This window comes from Alkalihalobacillus sp. NPDC127517 (assembly GCF_050276055.1).
Lineage (GTDB): Bacteria > Bacillota > Bacilli > Bacillales > Bacillaceae_D > Alkalicoccobacillus.
This window is the reverse complement of record NZ_JBNNQX010000011.1, coordinates 25,445-51,074: the sequence shown is the minus strand read 5'-3', so window position 1 is coordinate 51,074 and position 25,630 is coordinate 25,445. Positions and strand designations below refer to the sequence as shown.

Annotated in this window: 30 protein-coding genes, 1 riboswitch and 1 other annotated feature; of the genes, 28 read left to right on the top strand and 2 right to left on the bottom strand. The window is 41.3% G+C overall.

Annotated elements, in window-relative coordinates; genetic code table 11:
* The first annotated feature begins 4 nt into the window (after window positions 1-4).
* The 17 genes from ACQKKO_RS15545 (at window position 5) to ACQKKO_RS15465 (ending at window position 15,967) form a co-directional block, all read left to right on the top strand.
* A complete protein-coding gene (locus ACQKKO_RS15545; protein ID WP_498648759.1) occupies window positions 5-1,045 on the top strand; it encodes a type IV pilus twitching motility protein PilT in 1,041 nt (346 codons plus the stop codon).
* Complete coding sequence (locus ACQKKO_RS15540; protein WP_498648757.1) at window positions 1,045-2,253, top strand: type II secretion system F family protein; 1,209 nt, start codon at window positions 1,045-1,047, stop codon at window positions 2,251-2,253. Before ACQKKO_RS15545 ends, ACQKKO_RS15540 begins: the two co-directional genes overlap by 1 nt.
* A gap of 74 nt (window positions 2,254-2,327) precedes the next feature.
* Window positions 2,328-2,411: riboswitch (cyclic di-GMP riboswitch) on the top strand.
* Between the two features lie 69 nt (window positions 2,412-2,480).
* Complete coding sequence (locus ACQKKO_RS15535; RefSeq protein WP_498648756.1) at window positions 2,481-2,918, top strand: prepilin-type N-terminal cleavage/methylation domain-containing protein; 438 nt, start codon at window positions 2,481-2,483, stop codon at window positions 2,916-2,918.
* 291 nt (window positions 2,919-3,209) lie between these two features.
* Entirely contained in the window at window positions 3,210-3,977 is a 768-nt protein-coding gene (locus tag ACQKKO_RS15530) for a prepilin peptidase (RefSeq protein ID WP_498648755.1), read from the top strand.
* A gap of 36 nt (window positions 3,978-4,013) precedes the next feature.
* Window positions 4,014-4,985: a type IV pilus biogenesis protein PilM gene (pilM, locus tag ACQKKO_RS15525; RefSeq protein ID WP_498648753.1), complete on the top strand. Its 972-nt coding sequence runs from the start codon at window positions 4,014-4,016 to the stop codon at window positions 4,983-4,985.
* A complete protein-coding gene (locus tag ACQKKO_RS15520; RefSeq protein ID WP_498648752.1) occupies window positions 4,985-5,608 on the top strand; it encodes a hypothetical protein in 624 nt (207 codons plus the stop codon). Before pilM ends, ACQKKO_RS15520 begins: the two co-directional genes overlap by 1 nt.
* Window positions 5,605-6,399, top strand: coding sequence for a hypothetical protein (locus ACQKKO_RS15515; RefSeq protein ID WP_498648750.1), 795 nt, complete (start codon window positions 5,605-5,607; stop codon window positions 6,397-6,399). The genes ACQKKO_RS15520 and ACQKKO_RS15515 overlap by 4 nt, the downstream gene beginning before the upstream one ends.
* Window positions 6,400-6,500: 101 nt before the next feature.
* Window positions 6,501-7,538, top strand: a complete 1,038-nt coding sequence (locus ACQKKO_RS15510) for a hypothetical protein (RefSeq protein WP_498648749.1) — start codon at window positions 6,501-6,503, stop codon at window positions 7,536-7,538.
* A 73-nt stretch (window positions 7,539-7,611) separates the two neighbouring features.
* Window positions 7,612-9,567 (top strand): S9 family peptidase, encoded by a 1,956-nt coding sequence (locus tag ACQKKO_RS15505; RefSeq protein ID WP_498648747.1) that lies wholly within the window; start codon window positions 7,612-7,614, stop codon window positions 9,565-9,567.
* A gap of 144 nt (window positions 9,568-9,711) precedes the next feature.
* Complete coding sequence (locus tag ACQKKO_RS15500; protein WP_498648745.1) at window positions 9,712-10,293, top strand: Maf family protein; 582 nt, start codon at window positions 9,712-9,714, stop codon at window positions 10,291-10,293.
* Between the two features lie 53 nt (window positions 10,294-10,346).
* Window positions 10,347-11,030 carry a RadC family protein gene (radC, locus tag ACQKKO_RS15495; RefSeq protein ID WP_498648743.1) on the top strand — a complete coding sequence of 228 codons (684 nt, stop codon included), beginning with the start codon at window positions 10,347-10,349 and terminating at the stop codon, window positions 11,028-11,030.
* A gap of 155 nt (window positions 11,031-11,185) precedes the next feature.
* On the top strand, window positions 11,186-12,226 hold the full coding sequence (locus ACQKKO_RS15490; RefSeq protein WP_498648739.1) for a rod shape-determining protein: 1,041 nt from the start codon (window positions 11,186-11,188) through the stop codon (window positions 12,224-12,226).
* A gap of 13 nt (window positions 12,227-12,239) precedes the next feature.
* Window positions 12,240-13,118: a rod shape-determining protein MreC gene (gene mreC / locus ACQKKO_RS15485; protein ID WP_498648737.1), complete on the top strand. Its 879-nt coding sequence runs from the start codon at window positions 12,240-12,242 to the stop codon at window positions 13,116-13,118.
* A 2-nt stretch (window positions 13,119-13,120) separates the two neighbouring features.
* Complete coding sequence (mreD, locus tag ACQKKO_RS15480; RefSeq protein WP_498648735.1) at window positions 13,121-13,645, top strand: rod shape-determining protein MreD; 525 nt, start codon at window positions 13,121-13,123, stop codon at window positions 13,643-13,645.
* Between the two features lie 130 nt (window positions 13,646-13,775).
* Window positions 13,776-14,465, top strand: a complete 690-nt coding sequence (minC, locus tag ACQKKO_RS15475; protein ID WP_498648733.1) for a septum site-determining protein MinC — start codon at window positions 13,776-13,778, stop codon at window positions 14,463-14,465.
* A gap of 28 nt (window positions 14,466-14,493) precedes the next feature.
* Window positions 14,494-15,288, top strand: a complete 795-nt coding sequence (minD, locus tag ACQKKO_RS15470) for a septum site-determining protein MinD (RefSeq protein ID WP_498648730.1) — start codon at window positions 14,494-14,496, stop codon at window positions 15,286-15,288.
* Window positions 15,289-15,448: 160 nt separating this feature from the next.
* Window positions 15,449-15,967 carry a type 1 glutamine amidotransferase domain-containing protein gene (locus ACQKKO_RS15465; protein ID WP_498648729.1) on the top strand — a complete coding sequence of 173 codons (519 nt, stop codon included), beginning with the start codon at window positions 15,449-15,451 and terminating at the stop codon, window positions 15,965-15,967.
* Window positions 15,968-16,016: 49 nt separating this feature from the next.
* Here the strand turns inward: ACQKKO_RS15465 and ACQKKO_RS15460 are convergent, their stop codons facing one another.
* The gene (locus ACQKKO_RS15460) at window positions 16,017-16,466 is read right to left on the bottom strand and encodes a cyclic pyranopterin monophosphate synthase MoaC (protein WP_498648728.1); all 450 of its coding nucleotides are present in this window, start codon (window positions 16,464-16,466) and stop codon (window positions 16,017-16,019) included.
* A 129-nt stretch (window positions 16,467-16,595) separates the two neighbouring features.
* Between ACQKKO_RS15460 and ACQKKO_RS15455 the strand changes: the two genes are divergently transcribed.
* Window positions 16,596-17,060 carry a MogA/MoaB family molybdenum cofactor biosynthesis protein gene (locus tag ACQKKO_RS15455; RefSeq protein WP_498649019.1) on the top strand — a complete coding sequence of 155 codons (465 nt, stop codon included), beginning with the start codon at window positions 16,596-16,598 and terminating at the stop codon, window positions 17,058-17,060.
* A gap of 246 nt (window positions 17,061-17,306) precedes the next feature.
* Here the strand turns inward: ACQKKO_RS15455 and ACQKKO_RS15450 are convergent, their stop codons facing one another.
* Window positions 17,307-18,227, bottom strand: a complete 921-nt coding sequence (locus ACQKKO_RS15450; RefSeq protein ID WP_498648727.1) for an aldo/keto reductase — start codon at window positions 18,225-18,227, stop codon at window positions 17,307-17,309.
* A 151-nt stretch (window positions 18,228-18,378) separates the two neighbouring features.
* On the opposite strand from ACQKKO_RS15450, the gene ACQKKO_RS15445 reads away from it, so the two are divergent.
* The 10 genes from ACQKKO_RS15445 to ACQKKO_RS15400 all read left to right on the top strand — a co-directional run bounded on the left by ACQKKO_RS15445 (window position 18,379) and on the right by ACQKKO_RS15400 (window position 25,588).
* The gene (locus ACQKKO_RS15445; protein WP_498648725.1) at window positions 18,379-19,155 is read left to right on the top strand and encodes a peptidoglycan DD-metalloendopeptidase family protein; all 777 of its coding nucleotides are present in this window, start codon (window positions 18,379-18,381) and stop codon (window positions 19,153-19,155) included.
* Window positions 19,148-20,029 carry a M50 family metallopeptidase gene (locus tag ACQKKO_RS15440; RefSeq protein ID WP_498648722.1) on the top strand — a complete coding sequence of 294 codons (882 nt, stop codon included), beginning with the start codon at window positions 19,148-19,150 and terminating at the stop codon, window positions 20,027-20,029. The genes ACQKKO_RS15445 and ACQKKO_RS15440 overlap by 8 nt, the downstream gene beginning before the upstream one ends.
* Window positions 20,030-20,063: 34 nt before the next feature.
* A complete protein-coding gene (locus tag ACQKKO_RS15435) occupies window positions 20,064-21,551 on the top strand; it encodes an Rne/Rng family ribonuclease (RefSeq protein WP_498648720.1) in 1,488 nt (495 codons plus the stop codon).
* An 83-nt stretch (window positions 21,552-21,634) separates the two neighbouring features.
* Window positions 21,635-21,714, top strand: a sequence feature (ribosomal protein L21 leader region).
* 12 nt (window positions 21,715-21,726) lie between these two features.
* Complete coding sequence (gene rplU / locus ACQKKO_RS15430; protein WP_143849098.1) at window positions 21,727-22,035, top strand: 50S ribosomal protein L21; 309 nt, start codon at window positions 21,727-21,729, stop codon at window positions 22,033-22,035.
* A gap of 8 nt (window positions 22,036-22,043) precedes the next feature.
* Window positions 22,044-22,379, top strand: coding sequence for a ribosomal-processing cysteine protease Prp (locus tag ACQKKO_RS15425; protein WP_479822140.1), 336 nt, complete (start codon window positions 22,044-22,046; stop codon window positions 22,377-22,379).
* 6 nt (window positions 22,380-22,385) lie between these two features.
* Window positions 22,386-22,667, top strand: coding sequence for a 50S ribosomal protein L27 (gene rpmA / locus ACQKKO_RS15420; protein ID WP_498648717.1), 282 nt, complete (start codon window positions 22,386-22,388; stop codon window positions 22,665-22,667).
* A gap of 330 nt (window positions 22,668-22,997) precedes the next feature.
* Window positions 22,998-23,279, top strand: a complete 282-nt coding sequence (locus tag ACQKKO_RS15415; protein ID WP_498648715.1) for an AbrB/MazE/SpoVT family DNA-binding domain-containing protein — start codon at window positions 22,998-23,000, stop codon at window positions 23,277-23,279.
* Window positions 23,280-23,383: 104 nt separating this feature from the next.
* Window positions 23,384-24,532 (top strand): amidohydrolase, encoded by a 1,149-nt coding sequence (locus ACQKKO_RS15410; protein WP_498648714.1) that lies wholly within the window; start codon window positions 23,384-23,386, stop codon window positions 24,530-24,532.
* Between the two features lie 148 nt (window positions 24,533-24,680).
* The gene (locus ACQKKO_RS15405) at window positions 24,681-24,851 is read left to right on the top strand and encodes a hypothetical protein (RefSeq protein ID WP_498648713.1); all 171 of its coding nucleotides are present in this window, start codon (window positions 24,681-24,683) and stop codon (window positions 24,849-24,851) included.
* 80 nt (window positions 24,852-24,931) lie between these two features.
* The gene (locus ACQKKO_RS15400; protein ID WP_498648712.1) at window positions 24,932-25,588 is read left to right on the top strand and encodes a uracil-DNA glycosylase; all 657 of its coding nucleotides are present in this window, start codon (window positions 24,932-24,934) and stop codon (window positions 25,586-25,588) included.
* Window positions 25,589-25,630 lie beyond the last annotated feature (42 nt).

The window sequence follows — 25,630 nt, the reverse complement described above, 5'->3', positions numbered from 1 at the left end:
CGAGATGAAAGAAAAACTTGAAGCGTTACTTTCAACCGCTTTTACAAAGGGTGCTTCAGATATCCATTTGACCGTTGGAACGGCACCTATATTCAGAGTGAACGGGGAGCTTGCACCTTATGGAGAGGACAAGCTGACACCAGATGATACAAGACAGATGGCAGAAGCAATTATTCCACAGGATTTGATGAGTGAATTTGAAACAAAGGGAGAGTTGGATTTTTCCTTTGGAATTCCTAGAGTGTCTAGATTTCGAATTAACGCTTATTTTCAACGCTCTTGTATCGGAATGGCCATACGAGTCATTCCTACAACGATCCCTAAGTTGGATGAGCTAAACATGCCACCGATTTTAAAAGAGATTGTGCAGCAGCCTCAAGGGTTAGTTCTTGTGACGGGTCCAACAGGCAGTGGGAAATCAACAACACTTGCGGCGATGATTGATCAAGTGAATCGAACGGAAGCAAAGCATATTATTACACTCGAAGACCCGATTGAATATTTGCATCGCCATCAGAAGTCCGTTGTTAATCAACGTGAGGTTGGATTTGATACGAAAAACTTTACGAATGGATTAAAGGGCTGTTTGAGACAAGACCCTGACATCATTTTAGTCGGAGAAATGCGTGACCTTGAAACCATTTCAACAGCGATAACTGCTGCAGAGACTGGACATTTGGTTCTTGGTACGTTACATACAACAGACGCTCCGTCTACCATTGACCGAATTATTGATGTGTTTCCACCTGCACAGCAGGCACAGGTTCGTATTCAACTTGCTTCTGTGTTGCACGCCGTCATTTCGCAACGTCTATTTCGAACAGCTGATCATAAAGGACGCCGAGCAGCTACTGAAATTTTAATAAATAATTCAGCAGTGAAAAATCTTATTCGAAATGAAAAGATCCACCAGATCCAAAATGTAATTCAAACGAGCAGAGCTGAAGGCATGATGACGATGGATACGTCGATGGCAGAGCTTGTAAAGCAAGAAGTGCTGAGTCATGAGGTCCTATCAATTTATTCAAAGGGGAATGTGAGTTAATGGCGACTTTTTCGTATACAGGAAGAGACCCTTTTGGAAAGCCGGTAAAAGGCAAAACGCAAGCAAACGATGAGACTGCGGCCATCGAGCTTTTAAAAGAAAAACGAATTTCAGTAACAGCCATTGAGGAATTACAGCAAGGCTTGTATCAAGACATTCAATTGTTGAAGCCGAAAGTGAAATCAAAGGACTTTGTATTGTTTTTGAGGCAGTTCTCTACCTTGCTTAAAGCGGGTGTTCCTGTTATTGAAACAATTAATGTATTAAAGAAACAAACTTCAAGTAAGCCACTGCAAGTCGCATTAACGCTTGTTGAAGAGGATGTAAGAGCAGGGAAATCATTATCAACAGCCTCTGCCAAACAAGGAGATCTGTTTCCACCCTTGTTTGTAAATATGGTTAAGGCCGGTGAAGCAGGTGGACGATTGGACGATATCCTGGATCGTTTAGCAAGCTACTATGAAAAACAACATCGTCTGAGACAAAAAGTGCTAGCTACATTAACTTACCCATTATTTGTAGCGGTTGTCGCCATTGCTATTATTATCTTTTTGTTAGTCTTTGTTGTGCCGACCTTTGCTAGTATGTTTGCAAGCTTTGGCGGTGATTTGCCCGCTATTACTAAATTTGTAATGGCAGCTGGCGATTTGGCGCTTGTCTTTTGGTGGACCGTTCCGTTACTAGGGGTCCTCGCTGTATTAGGATGGAAGTCCGGGCGCAAGAATCCAAAAACTCGTATCTTATTTGATACCTTTTTACTGCGCTTACCAATATTCGGTGCATTACTACAAAAGTCAGAGCTCGCACGAGTTACACAGACTCTTGGGGCCTTATTTCAAAGCTCTGTGCCTGTGCTTCAAGCCTTAACGATTGTTGAAAAAGTAGCGGAGAATCAGGTCATTGCTCATGTTCTAAACGATGCGAGAAAATCGTTGCAATCAGGAAATACACTTTCTGCACCACTTGAAGCACATTGGGCCTTTCCTCCGCTTGTGACACAAATGATAAGTGTAGGAGAGAAGTCAGGATCACTTGATGCCATGCTTGAGAAAGCAGCTGAATTCTATGAAGCTGAGGTAGAAGCAGCAACCGATCAAATTAAAGCTTTAATTGAGCCGACCATGATCATCCTATTGGCAGGGATAGTAGGAACGATTGTCCTAGCTATTATGGTTCCAATGTTTAAAATATTTACAACTATAGGGTAAAAAAGTACTAGACAAATAGATTCGGATAGGATAATCTAAGAATATCAAATAAACAACAAATACCTACACATACATACAACTCGGAAAGCGTTGAAAATCTATCTGTATCTGGGCACTTGGATAGATTGGAGCTACTAGTGCAACCGGCCGGCATCGTCTATTAGACATGCAAGGTCGGTTTTTTGTTGTTTATTAACAAAACCTATATAAAGTGGAGGCGGACAAACATGAAAACATTACTACAAAAGCATTTGAAAAACCAGAAAGGCCTAACTCTTATTGAGTTACTAGCAGTCGTTGTGATCCTAGGAATTATCGCAGCAATTGCAATTCCGAGTATTGGAGCGATTATTGATAACACGAGAAAAGACGCGCATATTGCGAATGCTGAGCAGATGGTTAATGCAACAAAAACAGCAGTAGCTACAAACGTAGGCGATGGTAAAGAATATTCACTATCACAATTGGTTGAAGCAGGATTGATAGAGAATCCAGACATTCCTGGAAAAGGTGGGAAATATGGAACTGGTACTGTTAAAATAACTACTGAGAATAACAATAAAATTTATACAGTCACACTAGATAAATTTATTGAAAACAAAACCATTACACAACTTAGAGGTAAAGGTGATGGAGAAGGAAGAAAAGCCGTTACGATAAATTAATTATTACGACGAACGATCCCCGGATCGTTCGTCGTTTACGTTCCACGCAATCTAGCGGAAGGAGGACCGTAGACTCCTGCGGAAAAACACGTGTCTGAAGACTCAGGAGTGGCGTTCTTCCACGGATGAGGCTAAAGCCGTGTCCGCGGAAAGCGAAGGATCCTCCTGTTGCGGCGATCTAGCTCAAACAAAATTTCTTATACCCAATTGAACTTCCAATTAAAAACAGATATCCTTATAGGTATAAGGTTTCATGATATTCAGACTAATACTATCAATCGAGGTGAATGCATGATCGATGGCATCATTGTAGCGTATTTGGCGCTTGTTGGTTTAGTGTTTGGCTCTTTTTACAATGTGGTAGGACTCCGGGTACCTGTCGGTGAATCGGTAGTAACACCTCGCTCTCATTGCACGAAGTGTGATCGTACACTTGAAGCACGCGAGCTGATTCCAGTGTTATCCTTCGTAATTCAACGTGGGTCGTGCCGGACATGTGATACAAAGATCTCGTTTTTATATCCTTCCACAGAATTAATAACAGGCTTTTTGTTTGCTTTTTCTTTCTATTGGTTTGGGTGGACTGCAGAAACCGTTGTGGCTTTGCTTTTTGTTTCGATGCTTGCCATTATCTTTGTGAGTGATATGCGTTATATGCTAATTCCAGACAAGATCCTGCTCTTTTTTGCGGTTCCTCTTGTTGCTGTTCGCTTGTTTTTTGCACCGCTTTCCACATGGTGGGATCCATTTGCAGGTGCTGTGATCGGCTTTTCGCTTCTTTTATTGATTGCTATAGTCAGTCGAGGCGGAATGGGCGGTGGCGATATTAAATTGTTTGCGGTACTTGGACTTGTTCTTGGCTGGAAGCTTGTTCTGCTTACGTTGTTTTTAGCATCAACTTATGGGGCGATTGTAGGACTTATTGCAAAGCGTATGAATAAAGTGAAACGTGGACAACCCATTCCATTTGGACCGTTTATTGCGGCAGGTGCGTTAACTGCTTATTTTTTTGGAGTGGATTTAATCCAGTGGTATACCGAACGCTTTATGATGTGGTAATCGATTGAATATTAAATAGATATAGGAGAATCGGGTATGGGGATATTTAGTGGTAGAAAACAACAGAGACATGCACTTGTGTTTAAAGACCATGTGATTCGGTATGTTGGTAGTAAACGGGCCGATTTAAAAACGATTCAAACATTTGGAGAAGTGTTCCTTCCACCGGGCCTGATTCACCGTGGTAAAATCGTTGATAATGAGGGCATTAAGCGCATTCTTGAATCACAGCAGAGTGAATGGGAATGTAAGAAAAACAGTCTCGTCCAATTATGTGTTCCTGATAGTCAACTTCTTATCCGCCGTCATGAAGTAGCGGCAACCGTACCCGATGAGGAAATAAAAGGGCAGCTTTACATAGATGCGGGAGATACACTTGTGCTGCCTTTTGAAGATCCTTTATTTGATTATCAAAAGCTTCGTGAGAATGAAGAAACGAAGGAATTGCTTTTATATGTCTCAAAAGAAAATGTCATGAATGAGTATGTCCAGTTAATAGAGCAAATGGGATGGCAGCCTAATGCTGCGGACTTAACATCAGCCTGCAGTTACCGATTATTTACAGAACAAGGACTTCTAAATGACCATCCTGTTTCGATTTCGGTTCAATTTGATGTGTCGCTTGTGAATATTACGATTTTAGCCAGTGGCAAACCGCTTTTCTCTCGTACGTGGCCACTTTCTTACGATGAGGAACGATGGGAGATTCGTAACAACGAGCTTCATTGGAAGCTAGATGCAGATGCATTAAAAGAAGAAATTCAAACCGTTTTAGTAGAGGTAGAAAAGGTCATTAGTTTCTATCAATACTCCGTTTTAAAAGGCGAGGTAACGATTGAAAAGATGTTAGTTAGCGGAGATATGATCGCCATGAATGTCATTGTTGAGGAATGCACACTGTTTTTTCAATCCATGAAGGTGATCTCTCAGCTTGAATTTACTGACACCTATGTACCAGCAAGGTATTATGACGCCCTTGGCTTAATGCTGAGAAAAGAGGTACGCTAATGCAACAACCTCAAGAAATTAACCTTTTACCAGAGCGATATAAACGAGATGTGACGCCTTTTGCGATGGGAATAGGTACAATCATTTTGATTCTGATTGCCGTGTTTGCGTTTCTCTTCTACTATAGTAAGCTTGAACGCGAACGGACGGATGCGGTGAACGAGGTTGCGGAACTTCAACTGCAAAAAGTTGAACTTGAGGCTGCGGCTGGAACACTTGCAGCAGATCAAACACCTGAACAAGAGCTACAAGAAGCGATTACTCAGCTTGAAACCTACCGTGTGGAGACCTCGAAATTTACCGAAGAGCTCATTCGCCTTCTGCCTGAGCGCGGTTTTTTTGTTCGCTACTTTTACCAACGAGACGGTTTGCTAGAAATAACGGTAAGCTTCGATCAAATGCAGGAAGCGGCTCAATACTATCACGAACTATCTCAAAGTCCATATGTTGATGCGGTTCGTATGGGTGAGATCGGTACGGAGGCAGTTGCAGAACAAGCTGTGGATGAGGAAGAAGGGGCTAGTAGTGACGATTCCCGCACCTTACCACGTTATGAGGCAAGCTATGAGTTGTCCATGAATTTACAAGACGTTAATGTGGATGAGGAGGTGGAGCAACCGTGAGGATCTATATGACAAAAAGAAGATGGGTCATCCTTTTCATGATCATTGGACTCGTTTTTGTTGGTTGCTTTTTAAGCTATTGGCAATTTATAAAACCTGCACAAGCGAGCCTCCTTCAAGCTAAAACGGATGTGTCTGTTGCTCAAATTGAGCTTGCAGCGGCTCAAAATCAAGAGCAGGTTCTAGCGGATGATACTTCTGTTTTGCCTAGTGCTGTTCTTCAGCAAAAGCTACCAGTTGTCCCACTTGAAGACGATGTAATTTTTGCGCTCTCTCAAGCTGAAGCGATAGCTGATGTACACATTGAACAGGTAAATTATCAAGGGAATCAGAGCTTTCCAGAGTCTAATCGAGTCATTACTTTTAATGAGGTAGAGGAACCAACAGAGGAAGAAATGACGATTGAGCTTGAACCTGGGGAGGAAGAAGAGCCTGAGGTTGCTGAGCCTATCGTAGACCCTGAACTCATGATCGATTGGACCATTCCAAATGTAGAACCAATCCAAGCCCTTGTTCAAGTACGTACGTCGGAATACGACGGCATTGCAAAGTTCGTTCAAGAATTAGAACATTATTCACGAATCTTATCTGTTGATTCGATTTCCTATGAAAGTTATAAGGAAATGCAGGATGCGGGAGTGGAAGAAGAGGTAGAGACGGAGAGCTTTGGCTTTTATGTGATGGTGTCTTCCTTTTACTATCCAAGCTTAGCAGAGACGATGGAGCCATCTGCGCCATATCGCACGTATCCCGATCACTCGGAGAAAACCGACCCACTCTATCCAAGATGATCTTAAAAAGAAGCTTCCAACTGGAACGCTTCTTTTTTGGTTCTATGAATCTACTTTCTTTCATAGCTATCAGGTAAAGAAGGCAAAAGGAGGAAGCTGTGATGGAAGAGAAGAAGAAGTCCATTTCCTTTCAGTTTTCAAAAGATGGGACAAGGACAGATTTAAGGGACAAGCATAATCCACAGCCAAAAAAGAAGAAACCTGAAACGGAATGGGTGTTTCCAGAACCAGATCATGTAATAGAGAAGAGTCCATCTGCATTCCCTACGAATGAAGAGAACCGAGAGATTTTTCTTTGGGATGAAACGAAGAAAGCTGATTCTACAAAAAAGAAACCTAGTATAAAAAAACAGAGCTTCACTTCATTCTATCAAAAAGGAAGAGCTCTTCCATGGGCACTGGTAGCCGCAGTTGCGTCAGCGATACTGATCGGAATAAGCTTAGGCTTTGTCACACTCACCGTTACAAATGGTGACACCACACATGATCCAAGTGGAGGGGCTACGGAAGTGTCAACGACTCCTATCGCTCCGGTAGACGAGTCCGCTACACAACTATCTGAAACGGAATTATATGTGATTCAAGGTGGTGCTTTCTCAACAAGCGGGGCAAGTAAACAAGTATCAGAAACGTTTAAACAAGATGGATACCCGGTAACCATTGAGTCTGGAGGAGACGCAGAGCTGTTATACATTGCTGCTGCTGGTACAAAAGAAGAAGCCATTCAATTAGTTGAATTGTATAAAAAAGCAGGGCATGATGCGTTTGTAAAGAAATATGAAGTAGCTGCACCAACGGGTGAGCAGACAGAGGTTACTAAATGGTTTGATCAAGCTGGACTTTATTTGGCAGAGGTTGCGGAGGCATCAGCAAGGAATTTAGGCGAAACTCCATACGGGGAAGCAGAAATGACGACATTAACACAGCATTTAACTCAGCTTGAAAATCAACGCGATCCCATGATGGAATCGGCAACGGATGAAGTAAAGGCTTCTGCGCAAACCGTGATGGCAAAGCTTGCTGAATCAAGTCAGCTCCTTCAGGCTGAAACAGAAGATGTTTGGAAGGCACAACAGCTCATTTTAGAAGCGATGTCAGTCTATAAGATTAGTATGGAAGATTTAAGCGAAAACGAGTAACTGATTTTTGTCGAAAGAGTGAGAACCTGTTATTCTAGTAGTGTGAACATTTCGAGAAAAAGGACGTGTTGGAATGAGTAAACGAGTCATCACACCTGAAGATCTTCTGCAACTGCGCAGTGTGACGTCACCTGCGCTTTCTTCTAATGGTGAGCAATTGGTCTACGTAGAAACAACTTTACATAACGAGAAAAACACGTATGCAGCAGAGTTAATGAAAACAACTCTCACAGACCCACAAACATCTGTGCAACTGACGCAAGGTGGACATGTGAACCGGTCACCACAATGGTCACCGAAAGAAGAGATTCTTGCATTTATCTCAAACCGCTCAGGAACACCGCAATTATTTCTAGTAGGTAGTTGGGGTGAGCCAAAGCAGCTGACTGATGAAAAGAAGGGAATTACTGATTTTAAATGGTCTCCTGATGGAACGCAAATTGCGTATTCTAGTGTTCAGGCTCCTGAAGAAGAGAAAGAAGACGATCAGCTTGAACCGTTAGTTGTGAACAAAATGAAATATAAATCAGATGCAAGCGGATTTTGGAAAGGTGAATACACGCATGTATTTACAGTTGATGTTCAGTCAAATAAACATACTCAGTTAACAACGGGTGAGGTCTCTTATACACTACTTGACTGGATGAGTGATAGTCAGCAAGTACTGGTTACGTCTGTGAATCAAAAGGATACAGATTTTGTGTTTACCAATGATTTATTGATTATTTCGGTTGAAACAAAAGAACAGGTTCAATTAACAGATCAAACACATGTGATTAGTGATGCGAGTGTTTCTCCAGATGGAGAATATATTGCGATGCGTGCTCATGAAAGAGCGTATGAGAATGCGACTCATTTTGAGATTTATTTGTTAGAACTTGCAACGACGACATGGACGAAGCTAACAGCAGATTGGGATGTTCAACTAGGGCCAGTTGTAGCCGCAGATTTCTTGCAAAACACAGTGGATCCAGGCCTAGTTTGGAGTCAAGATAGTCAGGCCATCTCATTACTCGTTTCTTTTAATGGAAATGTTGATGTGTACCAAGTGAGTGTAGATGGGACAAGAGTTGCCCTTCTAACAGGAGATCAATATGTGTATGGCTTTGCGCTGCATCCTGATGGGGAAACGTTGGTAGCGGGTATTAGTACATCGAACCATCCTGGTGATTTGTACCTTACAAAGGCAAAAACAAATGAGGTGACCAGATTCACCACAAGTAATGATTCAGTACTTAGTGAACTTGAAGTGGTTCCAGCAGAAGAAATTCGTTTTACACACGAAGAAGGACATGAGCTCCAAGGGTGGCTAATGAAACCAGCTGGCTTTAGTGAAGGGGAATCTTACCCCTTAATTGTTGAAATTCACGGTGGTCCTCATGCAATGTATGCAAATAGCTACATGCATGAATTCCAAACGTTAACAGCACGTGGATTTGCCGTATTGTACATTAATCCACGAGGAAGCTTAGGTTATGGTCAGGAATTTGTAAATGCGGTTCGCGGCGATTATGGCGGTGGCGATTACCGCGACATAATGGCAGCTGTTGATTATACTCTTGAACAGAATCCATGGATCGATGAAACCCGTCTTGGCGTCACAGGTGGAAGCTATGGTGGCTTTATGACAAACTGGATTGTCGGTCATACAAATCGTTTTAAGGCGGCTGTTACTCAGCGTTCCATTTCCAACTGGACAAGCTTTTACGGTGTAAGCGACATCGGCTACTACTTTACAGAGTGGCAAATCCAAGCAGACTTAAATGAGACAGACAAGCTTTGGAAGCACTCTCCACTTGCTTATATTAATCAAATTGAAACGCCATTACTCATATTGCACGGTGAAAAAGACTATCGCTGTCCAATCGAGCAAGCAGAGCAGCTATATATCGCTCTTAAGCGTCGCGAGAAAATAACAACATTTATTCGTTTTCCAGAGTCTAACCACGAGCTTTCAAGAAGTGGAAAACCAAGCTTACGCTTAAGACGACTCGAAGCAATTGGTCAGTGGTTTGATCAGTATCTCTAAGAAGAAAAAGGGAGTCTATAGTGACTCTCTTTTTCTTCTTTTTGTCTCATTTTTCTGAATATAGATTGTTCCTTTAATAAGAGTTTGGTATTCTTATAAGAAGCCTGTACAATAAAGGAAAAAGATTGTAGAGGTGTTCCCTTCATGAAACCACTTATTTTGGCCTCAAGCTCCCCAAGACGTAAAGAATTACTTCAGCAAATTGGTTTTCAATTTAGCATTCGAACAAGTGAAACAGATGAACGACTTGAGCCAGACTGGACGCCTCAAGACGCGGTATTGCATCTATCTAAAAAGAAGGCTGAAGCAGTTTTCACATTGCATCCAGATGCAGTAGTTATTGGTGCAGACACCATTGTTGTGATTGATGATGTCATTCTTGGAAAACCATCCAACCGCCAATCAGCAAAACGCATGCTTACTCAGTTATCTGGCACAAATCATCAAGTATTAACCGGCGTCACAATCATCTCCGACACAACCAAAACATCCTTTTTTACTCAAACTGAAGTCTATATGTATGATCTGACCGAACAAGAGATCGAACAATACATTGATTCTGGAGAACCGTTTGACAAAGCAGGTTCATACGGAATTCAAGGACTAGGAGCTACATTAGTCAAAGAAATTAAAGGTGATTATTACTCCGTTATGGGATTACCAGTAGCCGAAACCGCAAGAAGACTTCAACCCTTCTCCATTTACCCAATGCTAAAGAGAACGTGAAATGAACACATGATTCCCCTCAAATTCGTGCATGTTAGAAAGGAGAGCGTGAATTGACACTCCTCATTCGAGATGTCCCCGTAACAGAAAGACCTCGTGAACGTTTGCTACAAGTAGGAGCTAGTGTCTTAACAAATCAAGAAATTATCGCCATTTTACTCCGTACAGGCTCTAAAAAGGATTCAGTTATTGACCTTGCAGGAAAGGTATTGTCAAACTTTGACGGTCTTGATTTATTAAAAGAAGCAACCATTGAAGAGCTTTGTTCAATTGATGGGATTGGATTGGCTAAGGCTGTTGAACTAAGTGCGGCGATGGAGCTGGGTAGACGTATCCATACTTTACAAACAAAGGATCGGTATGTCATCCGCTCGCCAGAAGATGTTTCATCTCTTGTCATGGAAGATATGCGCTTTTTAAAGCAGGAACACTTTGTATGCTTGTATTTAAATACAAAAAATCAGGTCATTTTTCGTCATACGGTCTTCATAGGTAGCTTAAATGCCAGTATTGTGCATCCAAGAGAGGTCTTCAAAGAAGCGCTTAGACGTTCTTCAGCCTCCATCATCTGTCTGCACAATCATCCAAGTGGAGATCCAAGCCCTAGCAGGGAAGACATTGATGTAACAAAACGGCTCTACGAGGCAGGGCGCGTCTTAGGGATTGAATTACTCGACCACATTATTATAGGAGATCGCACATTTATCAGTTTAAAGGAGCAAGGCCATGTAGGATAAGGGCCGATTGTGTAAAGAGTACAGTAAAAAAGTGGGTTGATCCGAGTATAAAGGCTTATATTCTTTCTTGGGGCAAGATTAGGCTATTTTTTTCCTTTGTTATTCGATATAATAAAGGTTATGATTTCGGATCTGTCATGAAGGGAGATACATAGATGTTTGGTGGGTTTTCAAGAGATATTGGAATTGACTTAGGAACAGCGAATACGCTTGTATATACAAAAGGAAAAGGGATCGTTTTGCGAGAGCCATCGGTTGTTGCATTGCGTACAGATACAAATTCAATTGAAGCTGTCGGAAATGATGCAAAAAATATGATTGGTCGTACACCAGGAAATATTGTGGCGATTCGTCCGATGAGGGATGGCGTTATTGCCGACTTTGATACAACAGCGACAATGCTTAAATATTTTATCCGTCAGGCACAGAAAAATCGTTCTGTGTTTACTCGTAAGCCATCGGTTATGGTTTGTGTACCGAGTGGAATTACTGCCGTTGAAAAACGCGCAGTAGAGGACGCTACAAAACAAGCAGGGGCAAAGGAAGCTTATACATTAGAAGAACCGTTTGCCGCTGCAATCGGTGCTGACCTGCCTGTGTGGGAACCGACCGGAAGTATGGTTGTAGATATTGGTGGGGGAACAACGGAGGTAGCCATTATTTCTCTTGGAGGAATTGTTACTAGCCAGTCCATCCGTGTTGCCGGTGATGAAATGGACGATGCCATTATTCAATACGTTAAAAAAACGTACAGCCTGATGATTGGAGAACGTACCGCAGAAACCTTAAAGCTTGAAATTGGTTCTGCCAATTCTCCTGAAGAAGTGATTGAAATGGACATTCGTGGTCGTGATCTTGTATCAGGCTTACCGAAAACCATTACAGTGACTGGTGAAGAGATTTCAAAAGCATTAGCAGATACCGTTTCGACAATTGTTGAAGCTGTGAAAAATACGTTAGAACAATCACCACCGGAGCTTGCGGCAGACATTATGGACCGCGGAATTGTCTTAACAGGTGGTGGAGCATTGCTACGTAATCTGGATCGTGTGTTAAGTGACGAAACGAATATGCCAGTGATCGTTGCAGAAGATCCACTTGATTGTGTAGCAATTGGAACTGGGCGTGCTCTAGAGAATTTACATTTGTTTCGTTCAAAAGCGGGTATAACGTCTCGTTCTGATCGGAAATCGTAAGTGGGTGATCTAAGTGCCATCGTTTTTTTCAAATAAGAAATTAATTATTTTACTTGTGAGTTTAATTATATTGGTTGCTTTAATTGGTTATTCAACTAGTGGTAGAGAAAATACAACGGGTCCGGAGCAGCTTGTTCGGGACTCAGTTGGGTGGGTTCAAAATCTTTTCTCCACACCAGCTCATGCCATTGGCGGGTTTATTGAGAATGTTCGAGACATTAAAGACATCTACGAAGAAAATCAATTACTTAAATCAAGGTTAGATGAGTATGCACAAATCTCGGTTGAGCGGAATCAGTTAGCGAATGAAAACGAAACCTTGCAGGACATGCTTGATTTGCAGGATACGTTAAATGATTATGTGAAACGACCGGCAACGGTTATTCACCGGAACCCGGATCGTTGGACACAATATGTCGGAATTAACTTAGGTGAAGATCATAATATTGCTGCTGATATGGCGGTCGTTGATTCAAACGGAGGACTTGTTGGAAAAGTGAAACAAACGTCCAAATTCACTTCGTATGTCCAGCTTTTATCTGATAACGATCCTTCTAACCAAGTATCTGCGCAAATTATGGATGGAGAAGACATTCCTGGCTATGGTTTTATTGAAGGATATGATGAGGATCGAAACCTACTAATCTTACGTAAAATTGATGTTGAAGCAGATATCGAGCCTGAACAAATTGTCACAACATCAGGACTTGGTGACGTGTATCCGGCTGGATTGATTCTTGGTGAAATAGAAGAAGTAGAACTTGATGAGTATGGTCTTTCTCAAACAGCTTATGTAAAGCCTGAGGCAGACTTCTCTGCGTTTAGCTATTTATATGTTGTAGAACGTGGAACGGAAGCTATGGATCCTTCTTTACTCGAAGAGGAGGAATAAGTGTGAGCCGTTACTACCCTGCAGCCTTATTGCTGTTCTTACTCGTTATTGAAGGAACCATTGTCCCTAATGCGGTCGCTAATTTCCTGCAGATGGATGCCGTCATGGTTCCCCGCTTCTTAATTGTTGTCATTGTATTTATAGGTATTTTTATTGGGCGTAAAGAAAGCCTGATCCTTGGTTTAATATTCGGGGGTATCTATGATATTGTGTATACAGAATTTTTGGGGATCTATGCATTTGGACTTGGGTTCATTGGATACCTGTTTGCATTCTCTACAAAAAGAATTCAAGACAGTATCATTGTTCCAATCGTATTATCGAGTGTAGCCATACTCTTTTTTGAATACTATCAATATAGCATTATCCAAATGCTTGGCGTATCAGATTGGTCAGCTGGACAATTTGCGAAGGATCGCTTGCTGCCGACAATTCTGTTTAACCTAGCTTTTGCGATACTAGCCATTTTTCCTGTTCGTAAGCTTTGTATGCATGTGAATCACCAAGCAGACCTTCGTCAACGTTAATTCTTACGCCTGAAATAAAGGACAATTCATAGACGATGGCGAATGTAGTGAGGGGTTCTGAGCACAATTCGATTAAAACAGTCAAAATCTGAACATCGTTTGCAACGAGAGTGTCTGAGGTGAATAGAAGGTGACGCAAAAAAAACAATTCGTGACGATCAAAGGTACTAAGGATGGTCTTGTCTTTTTACTGGACGAGCATTGTGCATATGATCGTTTACTTGAAGAATTGAAGGAAAAGCTCAATTCAAATTACTACCAGCAAAAAGAAGGTCCTGGTGTAAGTGTACGCGTAGATGTTGGTCGCAGGTATTTATCCGACGAGTCGGAAGCAGAACTGAGAAGTGTCATTACAGAAGATCGGGGTTTAACAATTGAAGCCATTGAGTCTACGGTTATATCCATTGAAGAAGCAGAAAGACGACAACAAGAGAGTCAGTTTTTAACACTTACGCGTATTGTTCGTTCAGGACAAGTGTTAAAGGTACGTGGAGATGTGCTTCTAGTTGGTGATATTAATCCGGGCGGAACACTGATGGCAACAGGCAGTATCCATGTTCTAGGAGCGTTAAAGGGAATTGCTCATGCGGGGTATGAAGGGAATCGTCAGTCAGTCATAACTGCGTCGTTAATGGCACCTGTTCAACTACGTATTGCTTCTGAAATCTACAGCTTTGCTGACATTGACCATGAAGATACATTTATGGAAACCGCATTTTTAAAAGATGCTACCTCAGAGTTTGTACTTGAACGTGTACAGAGGCTAGCACATGTTCGACCAGAACTGACGTCTAATACGAGTCAACTGATCGAGGAGTAAAGGGATCTATAGAGAAAGGGGAATACATGTGGGAGAAGCGATTGTTATTACAAGCGGAAAAGGCGGAGTAGGAAAAACAACCACATCCGCAAACGTTGGTACCGCATTGGCCTTACAAAATAAAAAAGTCTGTCTGGTGGATACAGATATCGGCTTGCGTAATCTCGATGTTGTCATGGGTCTTGAGAATCGTATTATCTATGATTTAGTAGATGTTGTGGAAGGACGTTGCCGTTTAAAGCAAGCGTTAATTAAAGATAAACGTTTTGAGTGCTTATTTTTATTGCCAGCCGCTCAAACAAAAGATAAAACATCTGTTGATCCGGCGCAAATGCAAACGATTATTGAAGAGCTTAAGCAGGAATACGATTATGTCATTATTGATTGTCCAGCGGGGATTGAGCAAGGCTTTAAAAATGCCATCTCCGGTGCAGATCGTGCAATCGTTGTAACCACACCTGAACGTTCTGCAGTGCGTGACGCGGACAGAATTATTGGATTGCTTGAGAAAGAGGATATTGAGGCGCCAAGACTTGTTGTTAACCGCATTCGAGGGCATATGATGCAAAATGGTGAAATGATGGACGTTGATGAAATTGCAGCCATTCTTGCAATCGAGCTAATTGGAATTGTCATTGATGATGATGAAGTCATCAAGTATTCAAATAAAGGCGAACCAATTGCATTACATAATGGAAGTAAGGCATCCATTGCTTATCGTAACATTGCTAGACGTATTTTAGGGGAGAACGTTCCGCTTCAATCATTTGATGAGCAAAAAGGCATGCTAGCCAAAATAAAGAACTTTTTTAGAGTCCGATAATAAAATAAGAGGCAACCCTTGTACCTAAAGCAAGGGTTGCCTCTTTTATTTATGATATAGATATCAGTTAATTAAGAATATTATTTGTAGTCAATTCTTAAGTTTAGCTCTATGTGCACCGGGTACACTTCTAGTAACAACAGAAATAGGAGTGATAGAGATGGGTAAAAACATAGCAGTTCTTATTACAGATTACTTTGAGGATGTTGAATACACTGATCCGGTAAAAGCATATAAAGAAGCTGGACATACTATTACAACAATTGAGAATGAAAGTGGAAAAACAGTTACTGGGAAGCAAGGCGATGAAACTGTAACGATTGATAAAGCAATTACTGAAGTGAGCCCACAAGATTTTGATGCGCTTCTTCTACCAGGAGGCTTTTCTCCTGATATCTTGCGTGCTGATGAACGTTTTGTTGCTTTCACAAAAGAGTTTGCAGATGCTGGTAAGCCAATCTTTGCTATTTGCCATGGTCCACAGTTATTAGTGAATGCAGACGTTCTAAAAGGACGTACAGTTACTGGCTTCACATCAATCTTAAAAGACCTTGAGAATGCTGGAGCAACTGTGAAGGATGAAGAAGTCGTTGTATGTGGTGGCAACCTAGTGACAAGCCGCACACCTGATGACATTCCAGCCTTCAATCGTGAATCCTTAAAAATATTAGGTGCTTAATTGCATGTATTAAGCCAGCAGTAATCACTGCTGGCTGTTTTGTATGAGATTATTTAGAATCATCGCTTTTACGAGATAGATAAGTAGGTCCAATGACCATGCCTTTATCAAACTCCTTGCACACATCGAAGATTGTAAGGGCTGCCGTGGAAACGGCAATCATCGCAAGGGTGTCAAGTGAGGTTGATGTTTTTGCTTGAACAAAGGATTGAATCGACAAAGTATGATTATCCCATGTGAATTCAATTCGAAGAGTATCCGCCGTTTGCGAGTGACAGTACGGAATAAACTGTCCTGCATTTTTGGCAGCTAATGTACCAGCGACTCTTGCAGAATGACAAAGCTCTTCTTCTTGAATCTTTCCCTCTTGGATAAGAGAGTAGATTTGTTTACTACATTCAATCGTTGTATTCGCTATAGCTGTTCGTTCGCTGGTAGATGAGAAGGAACGGGCTAGTGATAAAAAATTTGGTTTGGACGATCGCTTTTGCCTGTTCATTCATTCTCCTCCATTTCAGCTTGTATCCGAACAAACTATACACTGTGTAATCATAATAGAAAACTAGACAGACTGTCAATTAAAGGAGGTCACTTCACTGTGATTCAATCGAAACTTGTAGTGAGATGTATGATTTTGACGGTTTCTTCAACAAGAACCTATGAAACCGATTTAAATGGTAAAGAGATGAGAGCACAATTAGAACAAGTAGGACATGCTGTAACGGAGTATCAGATTTGTAAAGATGATTATAGTAGTATTCAAAGATGGCTAAAAGTAGCGGCTACACGAGCGGACGTGGATGTTGTATTAATTAGTGGAGGCACTGGAATTGCAATAGAGGATACAACATACGAAGCTGTAAGAGATAGTCTTGATAAGGAAATGCCAGGGTTTGGAGAGATTTTCAGGTATATTAGCTTTAGTGAAGAAATCGGAACAGCTGCGATCACAAGCCGAGCCATTGCAGGTGTCAGAGACGGAAAGGCCATCTTCTCCTTACCAGGCACAACAGCTGCCGTTAAACTAGGCATGGAAAAGATCATTGTCCCAGAACTTAAAAGTGTGGTCAGGGAAATCGCTGACGGTCAGTGATAAAACCTGGGCCATAGCTGTATAGTACTTAAGAAAACATGAACATAGCCATACATCCGCTGCAGGAGAAACGCTCCCACCTGCAGGTTAAGGCCTCAGTCTATCCGCGGAAAACCACCGCTACAAAGTCTTCACCACGTACTATTTCATAGAGAGTCTCGAGAAAAAACAGTAATGGCGAATGATTCGATCATTGAATCATTCGCCATTTTTCAATTCGTTTTGAGTTGTGTCCTAAGCTCTATTCTAATAACGATGCTGCTCATACAAATCGGCTTTTGTAACGGACTTAAGCCAAGTGATTTCTTCGACTGTTAGAGGAGCTGTTTGAACGGCTTGGATTTGATCGCGAACTTGTTCCTGGCTGCTTGCTCCTGCAATCACAGACGCAACTGGAGTGTGTGCTAAGTTATAATGGAAAGCCACATCTACAAGAGAGCGATCGCTTCCGAAGCGTTCCTTAAGCTCCTGCTGCAGTGTTTCAAGCTCACTGGTGGAGTAGGTTAAGTATCCCTTTTCTGATAGAGATTTGTTTTCATGTAATGGTCGTTTACTTAAAATTCCTTTGGCAATGGAACCTCTTGTCACCACACTGACTTGATGCTTTGACAATAGGTCAAACCACTCTTCTGGTCGACGATCAAGTAAGCTGTACTGCATCATAATACTAACAATAGAAGACTTTTTAAGATATTCGCGAATGACATTCGGGCGTATGGATGAAATCCCATATTCACGTATAACGCCTTCTTGTTTTAATCCTTCAAACGCCTCAATTGTTTCATCAATGGGGTCATCAATGGTGCCGCCATGAAGTTGATAGAGATCAATATAATCCGTTTGTAACCGGCGTAAGCTATCCTTTACTGCTTGTTGGATATGTTTTTTAGAAGGATCCCATTCCCAGCCTTCTTTTCCTTTTTCAAAGCGATTACCGCCTTTTGTGGCTAGAATGATGTCTTTTCGACGAGACTTAATCGCTTGTCCAATGATTTCTTCGTTTTCACCTTGATCATATAAATCAGCGGTATCGATATAATTCACACCCCGATCAATGGCTTCATCTACAATGGATTTGGCTTTTTCTACGTCTGTTCCTAAAGACATTCCTCCAAGACCTAATTCACTTATCTTTAAATCAGAAGAGCCGAGCTGTCTTTTATTCATGAATCTCACTCCTTTTTTAGTGTCATCATCCTTCTCTTCCCGATCTTCTTCTTAATCAACCGTCTTCATCTAGAGCGAATGGACATACTCCTGCATCCACAATCATAAAGTAGAGAACAAGCATATTTGCAAGGATAAGGAGCGTGGCATAGTGTCTAAAGAGCTACAGCACATTCGTAAACGGATGGAAGCAAAACGCAAAGCAAATCGGAACAATCAAAAGGGACCAACTTCTTTTACAAGAATACGACCAACTGAAACAAAAGTAAAAGAAAGCTTGCCTGTTAGAGCAGAAAACGAACAACCACCACCAAAAACAGTGTTTTCATCAAGTACATTTCTTTTACGCACGTTTTTTTGCACGTTAGTGTTTGTAGGGTTACTCATAATTTATCAGAATGAACAAGCCAGCTTAAGTCCAATCAAAAAGGCGGTTACTCACACATTTGAGCAGGAGTTTCAATTTGCTGCTATTAGCAATTGGTATGAATCAAATTTTGGACGACCTATCACACTGCTACCGTCTACTGAACAAGAACCTACTCAAGTGAAAGAACCACCAGTTAAGGTCACACCTTATGCGGTACCTGCATCTGGAACTGTTCGTGAAAACTTTGATCAGAACGGACGTGGGGTAATGATTGAAACGGGTGAGGGGATTGATGTTCGCGCAGCAACAGGAGGGTATGTAACAGATGTCACGGATAAAGAAGACACTGGTAAAACAGTTATTCTTCAGCACTATGATGGAACCGAATCAACCTATGGCATGCTAAATGAAATTACGGTGAACATATATGATCATATTCAAGCGGGGAGCCAGTTAGGTACAGTGTCAAACAGTGAAGGAGATAAAGGGATCTATTATTTCGCACTTAAAAAAGGCGAAGAATATATTAACCCAAATGAAGTGATTTCGTTTGATTAACGTTTGGAACCTACTTTCAATTGTTCGAATTAATCCTTTTTTTTGGATTGTCCTTGCCATCGGATTGCTTACCGGATATTTTCGCGAAGCGATCTTGCTATTTTTGATTGTATTTATTCACGAATTAGGACATGCGGGAGCTGCAATTCATTATAAATGGAAGCTGCGTAAGATTGAACTCCTTCCGTTTGGAGGAGTTCTAGAAGTCGAAGAAAGTGGGAACAAGCCAATTAAAGAGGAATTGATCGTTGTCCTGTCTGGCCCGGTTCAACATCTTTGGATGATTGGCCTCTCTTTTCTACTTGTTCAGACAGAGACCTGGTCCCCTTATTGGCATGGATTATTTGTGTGGCACAACTTGGTCATTCTTAGTTTTAATCTTCTTCCAATCCTTCCTTTGGATGGGGGGAAGCTAGTTCAGTTATGGTTTATGGAGCGTTGGCCTTATAAAAAAGCGCACCTTGCTTCCATGATAAGCTCGGTGTCTGTTCTGGTAATTGTCGCACTATGCACACTTGTTCTTCCATTTCATTTAAATATGATTCTTGTCTTGATGTTCTTAGTCATTAACAACTATCTTGAGTGGAAGCAAAGGCACTATCGCTTTATGCGGTTTTTAACAGAGCGGAACCACCTGCCAAATAAAAAGGACAAATCTCTTGTTCTTTTCGTTTCATCAGATCTTCCTGTTCGAGAAGCTGTACGACTACTAAGACGAGGCTATCGCCATGAATTCAGATTGGAAGAAGAAAAGCAGCAGGTGTCAGAGTCACTCGTTTTACAGGCGTTATTTAACCGTAAGCTGACAGAACCATTACGCACACTCACAACAATCCCTCCACGTATAAATTCCATTCAAGTTAAGGTACAATAGGTCTAGATAGGGAATTAGAGGGAGTGTCTTCTTAGTGGGTAAGCTAGTCATTAATGCAGCGACACGTGAAAAAAGAGCTGCTGTAATTGAAAATGAACAGGTTGTTAATTTAATGATCGAGCAGCCGCATCAACAGCGAATTGTGGGTGCGATTTATAAAGCAAGAGTGGAGAAGGTTCTTCCCGGTATGCAAGCAGCTTTTGTAAATATTGGTCGTGAGAAAAATGCGTTTCTATATCGGGATGATCTCTTATCATTTTACTGTAGTCAGGAGGACAGTGAGACAAAGAAGCATAAAAGCATTTCTCACTATGTTCACCAAGGAGAAGAACTCATTGTACAGGTCACAAAAGAAGAGATCGGAACGAAAGGGTGTCGGGTAACTAATGTCGTGACAGTGCCAGGTCACCACTTGGTGTATTTGCCTCATAGTGAGTATATTGCAGTGTCTAAGAAATTTAAGACATCAGAAAGTAGAGAGCAATGGCGTTTAAAGGCTGAGCAGTGGATTAGCCACCCAGAGGGCTTAATTCTACGTACGGCTGCCGAAGCTCAAACCGAATCAACGCTTCTTGCTGAATTAAATGGATTGCGAGAAGAATGGCAGCAGGCAGTGCAGGATGCTAAGTCGAAACGAGTACCTGCACTGATTTTACCTGCACCGGGCTTTATTGATCAAACAATAAAGGATTATGCATCGAGTGGTATAACTGAAATAGTTGTAGATGATCTAGCCGGTAAAAAACGGATTGATCAGTTTCTTGCATTTATGCAGCTCTCTGTTGAGACAACATTATATCGTGACCAGAAAAATATCTTTTCAGCATTTGGAATTGATCGGCAGCTGGACCTTGCTACGAGACGTCAAATTTGGTTAAAAAGCGGAGCCTTTTTAGTGTTTGATCAAACGGAAGCAATGACTGTGATCGACGTGAATACAGGTAAATTCACTGGGAAAACAAAGCTTGAGGACACTGTATTAAAGGTGAATATAGAAGCGGTAGATGAGATTTGTAGGCAAATGCGTCTCCGTGATCTCGGAGGAATCATCCTTATAGATTTTATTGATCTTAGAAACGAAGCACATAAAGCAAAGCTTACAAAGGCTCTTGAAACGACCCTCAGAAAAGATCGGACTCAAACAAGTGTACGAGGCTTAACCAAGCTTGGTCTGATGGAAGTTACTCGAAAGAAAGTAAAGGAAAGTCTGCAAAAAAGTCTACAAACAGAGTGTTCGGTGTGCAGAGGGACAGGCTATCTTCTTTCAACGGAATCATTGGCCTTTAAAATTGAAAGAGAGCTTTGGGAGTATCGTGATCAGGCAGAAGCCGTAGTCATTGAATTACCAAGGCACGTTCGGCCTATTCTGTTTGGAGAAGGAGGCGAACATAAAACTCGCCTAGAGCAAACCCTAGGGTTTGAGCTGTTTACCGTTCATCCAACTCATTCACACACTCATTCGTATGCGATTCAATATGTAGGCGAAAAAGCGGAAGCACAGCGTCTTATAAGCACGTATTAAACCAGTAAAGACGTGCGGAATTTTATTGACTTCATATTTTTGATTGTGATATGATGAAACATGTTAGTGATTTGGTTGCACCCAAAGAACTACAACCGCGCGGAACAGGTTTTTAAAAAAAGACGTTGTCTTTTTACCTGAAATGGCGAGTCTGAGTATATAAGGAGGTGCAGATATGTACGCAATTATTGAAACAGGTGGAAAACAGTTAAAGGTTCAAGCTGGAGACACGATCTACATCGAAAAGCTTTTTGCTGATGTTGACGAAGTGGTAACGTTTGATAAAGTTCTTTTCGTTAGTGGAGATGAAACAAAAGTTGGAGCTCCATTAGTAGAAGGTGCTACTGTTACTGGTAAAGTTGAAAAACACGGCCGTGACAAAAAAATCATCGTTTACAAAATGAAAGCTAAGAAAAACTACCGTCGTAAGCAAGGTCATCGTCAGCCATACACTAAAGTAGTGATCGACGCTATTAATGTGTAAGGTTTGATATGATTAAAGTTCGTATAAATCGACTTACAACAGGTCGCATTGCATCTTTTTCAATGTCGGGACATGCTGAATCAGGTCCTTATGGTCATGATTTGGTCTGTGCTGGAGCTTCTGCCGTGTCCATTGGCGCAGTAAACGCTGTTCAGGTATTATGCCAAACAGAGCTTATTGTTCAGATGGAAGACGATGGAGGGTATTTAAGTTGTACAGTGCCAGACTCTTTAACAGAAGCACAGCATAGAGATGTGCAGCTTCTTCTTGAAGGAATGGTCTTATCACTTAAATCAATGGAAGAAGAATATGAAGCATTCATATCCATAACAGACAGGAGGTGAATTTTCATGTTGAAAATGAATCTACAATTTTTCGCATCCAAAAAAGGGGTAGGTAGTACAAAGAACGGTCGTGACTCTCAGTCTAAACGTCTTGGTACAAAGCGTGCAGATGGTCAGTCTGTAACAGGCGGAAGCATCCTTGTTCGCCAGCGTGGTACTCGTATCTATCCTGGAACGAATGTTGGAAAAGGTGGAGATGACACTCTTTTTGCGAAAGTGGACGGCGTTGTGAAATTCGAACGTGTTGGTCGTGATCGTAAGCAAGTTAGTGTATATCCTGCATCTTAATGAAAAAAGCTCTCTCACTTAGGTGATAGAGCTTTTTTTGTTGTGATGAGCGTATGTATATCACGCTATGTCAAAAGTCTGATCACTTTACAATTCCACGGTACATATTAGAAATTCACTTTATGAATAAGAAAAAAATGGAATATACCTATTACCATTCGAGTGTTAAAAGAGTATTTTACCAATTTCTCTGTTAAAAGACTTTGATGTGATATAAAATAAAAGGGCATACAATGAGTTGTCAGTCACTTCCGTTTTTCTGGAATCGTCCCTCAATTGTAGCAACAAAGAATGCGGAGTAAGATTGAATAGAAGGAGTCGTGATTTAACATGAAGTCAACAGGTATTGTTCGTAAACTAGACCAACTTGGAAGAATCGTTATACCAAAAGAATTAAGAAATATGCTTGAAATTGAAATCAAGACGCCTCTAGCGATCTTAGTTGATGGAGAGCAAATCATTCTTGAGAAATATCAGCCGTACCGTGCGTGCATGGTCACTGGAGAAAGCTCAGATGACAACATTTCTCTAGCAGATGGACACATTATTCTTAGTCCTGAAGGCGCTGAGAAAGTGATGAACGAATTACAAAGATATATGGATCAAAAGTAAATCTATTAGACTGACTTTCAGAAGAGAGTCAGTCTAAAATTAACCTTATCCTTCGTAACACGAAGTAAAGAATAGAAGAAAGATGAATCGAAAGGTGTGTCAAAATGAAAGCTTACATTAACGCAACGGTATGGACAGGATTTGAAACCATAGAAAAAGCACAGCTTATCATCGAAGGAGAAAAGATCAAGGCAATAGGTCGTGACGTAAAGATACCTTCTGAAGCGGAAATCATTGATTTATCAGGGAAATATGTAACACCGGGTTTGATTGATGTGCATACCCATTTAGGCGTGCATCCTGAAGGTCTGGGTATTGAAGGACATGATTTTAATGAAACTTCAGATGCATCAACACCATACGTCCGCTCACTTGATGGCATCAGTCCACAGGATAAAGGATTTGTAGAAGCAAGGAAGAATGGTGTAACAACTGTACAGATTTTACCCGGGAGCGCAAACGTCATTGGTGGTGAGATCGTAGCTGTTAAAACAATTGGACATGTTGTGGATGAGATGATTATTAAGAGTCCTTCCGGTATGAAAGCCGCATTAGGTGAAAATCCAAAGAAAGTTCATGGTTCAAAAGGAAAGTCTGCCGTTACACGTATGGGCGTAGCGGGTCTATTACGGAAAGAATTAATGCGAGCAGAGGATTATCAAAAGTCGCTTGAAAAGGGTACAGCTACATCCCGCGATCTTGGCCTGGAGCAGCTTGCAAAGGTCATTCGCAAAGAGATTCCACTTAGAGTTCACGCGCACCGTGCGGATGATATTGCAACTGTACTACGCATTAAGAATGAGTTTAACATTAATGTCACGATTGAGCATTGTACAGAGGGCCATTTAATTGTGGATCATCTAGCAAACAACCCTGTCCCGATTGCTGTGGGTCCAACAATGTCTGCAAAATCAAAACAAGAGCTTGCGAACAAAGCATGGGATACAATGGTTCTGTTCGAGAAACGTAACATTCCGTTTGCAATGACTACGGATCATCCTGTTGTAACGATTGATCATCTGTTAACTACAGTTAAAACGGCTGTAAATCATGGATTATCAGAAGAAACGGCATTGAAGGCGATTACTAGTCAAGCGGCAGTCCACATTGGACTTGCAGATCAAGTTGGTTCACTAAAAGAGGGACTCGATGCGGATGTGGTTATTTGGAGCGATTCGCCGTTTCAGCTTATGACTAAAGTAGAACAAACGTTAATTAATGGACAAACAGTCTATACTCGCGAACAGCAATAGGTTTATATTGGATGTTGGAAGGCTATACTAGGAAGGAAAGTTCTTTTGTTTTAATTAGACAAATTGCTTTCCTTTCTTTTTTTTAGTCTCGCAATCGGTTATACTAGAATAGAATAAATGGAAGTTAAAAGCAGGGAGGAGCTTACAGGTGGGACACCTGGATTTTTTAAATGATGCTGAAACTGCTAATGTTAAGCGCTTACAAAAAAGTGTGATCCAATCAGATGATGAGCGATTACGCAAACGCTCCATCACTCAAATTATTTTAATCATTGAACGAGCCAGGCTTCGAGAACAACAAGATCATTGTAAGATATAAGGAAGATATACGAACCATTCAGATAGAACCATGTGCCACCTATGCTAGGTGGTATTTGTTTTTTAGGAGGGGGAGAAGAATTGACTAAAGAGAGAAAAGTAACAAACGAATTAATCCAAATCTGTAAAGAACGGATGCAGCCCTATGCTTGTACCGGGTTCTTAATGGGAGCAGGCAAAGAAGATGCAGAGATCATGCTTGTAGGGGAAGCCCCGGGACGACAAGAAGTCATCGAGAATAGACCGTTTATTGGAAAAGCGGGACAAGTGATGGATGACTACTTTACCTGGTTAGATTTAACAAGAGAAGACGTTTATATTACAAGTGTGATACGCAGCCGCCCTTATCAAAAGTCAAAGCCGGGGTATGAAAAACCAATCGACCAGCGTGGAAATCGTACGCCGAATCAAGCAGAAATCTTGGCTCATGCGCCCTTACTAGACGCTCAAATAGAGGAAGTAGATCCTAAGATAATTGTCACATTAGGAGGAGTTGCGTTTAGAAGAGTGACCGGAATGAAGGAGCGTTTAACGGACGTTCATGGAACCCCTTTTCAAGCAAAGATTCTGAAGCTAGATTCGTTGCACAGCAATCGATACATCCCAACTGATAAAACCTACACCATCTTTCCAACCTTCCACCCAGCATCCATCTTCTACAATCAAAAGCTAAAAGCTGCCATAGAAGATGATATGCGAAAGTTAAAAGACTACTTAACTATGAGTAAGATGAATTGAGATGTAACTGAACATTTAAAGGCCAATGGTTCTGTGACAGAA

What these genes read in the sequence shown, in the direction of transcription:
- ACQKKO_RS15545 (WP_498648759.1), top strand. Translation starts at nt 5, where the DNA reads ATGAAAGAAAAACTTGAAGCGTTACTTTCAACCGCTTTTACAAAGGGT.
- ACQKKO_RS15500 (WP_498648745.1), top strand. Translation starts at nt 9,712, where the DNA reads ATGAAACCACTTATTTTGGCCTCAAGCTCCCCAAGACGTAAAGAATTA.
- ACQKKO_RS15490 (WP_498648739.1), top strand. Translation starts at nt 11,186, where the DNA reads ATGTTTGGTGGGTTTTCAAGAGATATTGGAATTGACTTAGGAACAGCG.
- ACQKKO_RS15465 (WP_498648729.1), top strand. Translation starts at nt 15,449, where the DNA reads ATGGGTAAAAACATAGCAGTTCTTATTACAGATTACTTTGAGGATGTT.
- ACQKKO_RS15415 (WP_498648715.1), top strand. Translation starts at nt 22,998, where the DNA reads ATGAAGTCAACAGGTATTGTTCGTAAACTAGACCAACTTGGAAGAATC.
- ACQKKO_RS15455 (WP_498649019.1), top strand. Translation starts at nt 16,596, where the DNA reads ATGATTTTGACGGTTTCTTCAACAAGAACCTATGAAACCGATTTAAAT.
- ACQKKO_RS15460 (WP_498648728.1), bottom strand. Translation starts at nt 16,466, where the DNA reads ATGAACAGGCAAAAGCGATCGTCCAAACCAAATTTTTTATCACTAGCC.
- rplU (WP_143849098.1), top strand. Translation starts at nt 21,727, where the DNA reads ATGTACGCAATTATTGAAACAGGTGGAAAACAGTTAAAGGTTCAAGCT.
- ACQKKO_RS15540 (WP_498648757.1), top strand. Translation starts at nt 1,045, where the DNA reads ATGGCGACTTTTTCGTATACAGGAAGAGACCCTTTTGGAAAGCCGGTA.
- ACQKKO_RS15425 (WP_479822140.1), top strand. Translation starts at nt 22,044, where the DNA reads ATGATTAAAGTTCGTATAAATCGACTTACAACAGGTCGCATTGCATCT.
- ACQKKO_RS15450 (WP_498648727.1), bottom strand. Translation starts at nt 18,227, where the DNA reads ATGAATAAAAGACAGCTCGGCTCTTCTGATTTAAAGATAAGTGAATTA.
- ACQKKO_RS15520 (WP_498648752.1), top strand. Translation starts at nt 4,985, where the DNA reads ATGCAACAACCTCAAGAAATTAACCTTTTACCAGAGCGATATAAACGA.
- ACQKKO_RS15530 (WP_498648755.1), top strand. Translation starts at nt 3,210, where the DNA reads ATGATCGATGGCATCATTGTAGCGTATTTGGCGCTTGTTGGTTTAGTG.
- ACQKKO_RS15505 (WP_498648747.1), top strand. Translation starts at nt 7,612, where the DNA reads ATGAGTAAACGAGTCATCACACCTGAAGATCTTCTGCAACTGCGCAGT.
- ACQKKO_RS15510 (WP_498648749.1), top strand. Translation starts at nt 6,501, where the DNA reads ATGGAAGAGAAGAAGAAGTCCATTTCCTTTCAGTTTTCAAAAGATGGG.
- ACQKKO_RS15410 (WP_498648714.1), top strand. Translation starts at nt 23,384, where the DNA reads ATGAAAGCTTACATTAACGCAACGGTATGGACAGGATTTGAAACCATA.
- rpmA (WP_498648717.1), top strand. Translation starts at nt 22,386, where the DNA reads ATGTTGAAAATGAATCTACAATTTTTCGCATCCAAAAAAGGGGTAGGT.
- ACQKKO_RS15535 (WP_498648756.1), top strand. Translation starts at nt 2,481, where the DNA reads ATGAAAACATTACTACAAAAGCATTTGAAAAACCAGAAAGGCCTAACT.
- pilM (WP_498648753.1), top strand. Translation starts at nt 4,014, where the DNA reads ATGGGGATATTTAGTGGTAGAAAACAACAGAGACATGCACTTGTGTTT.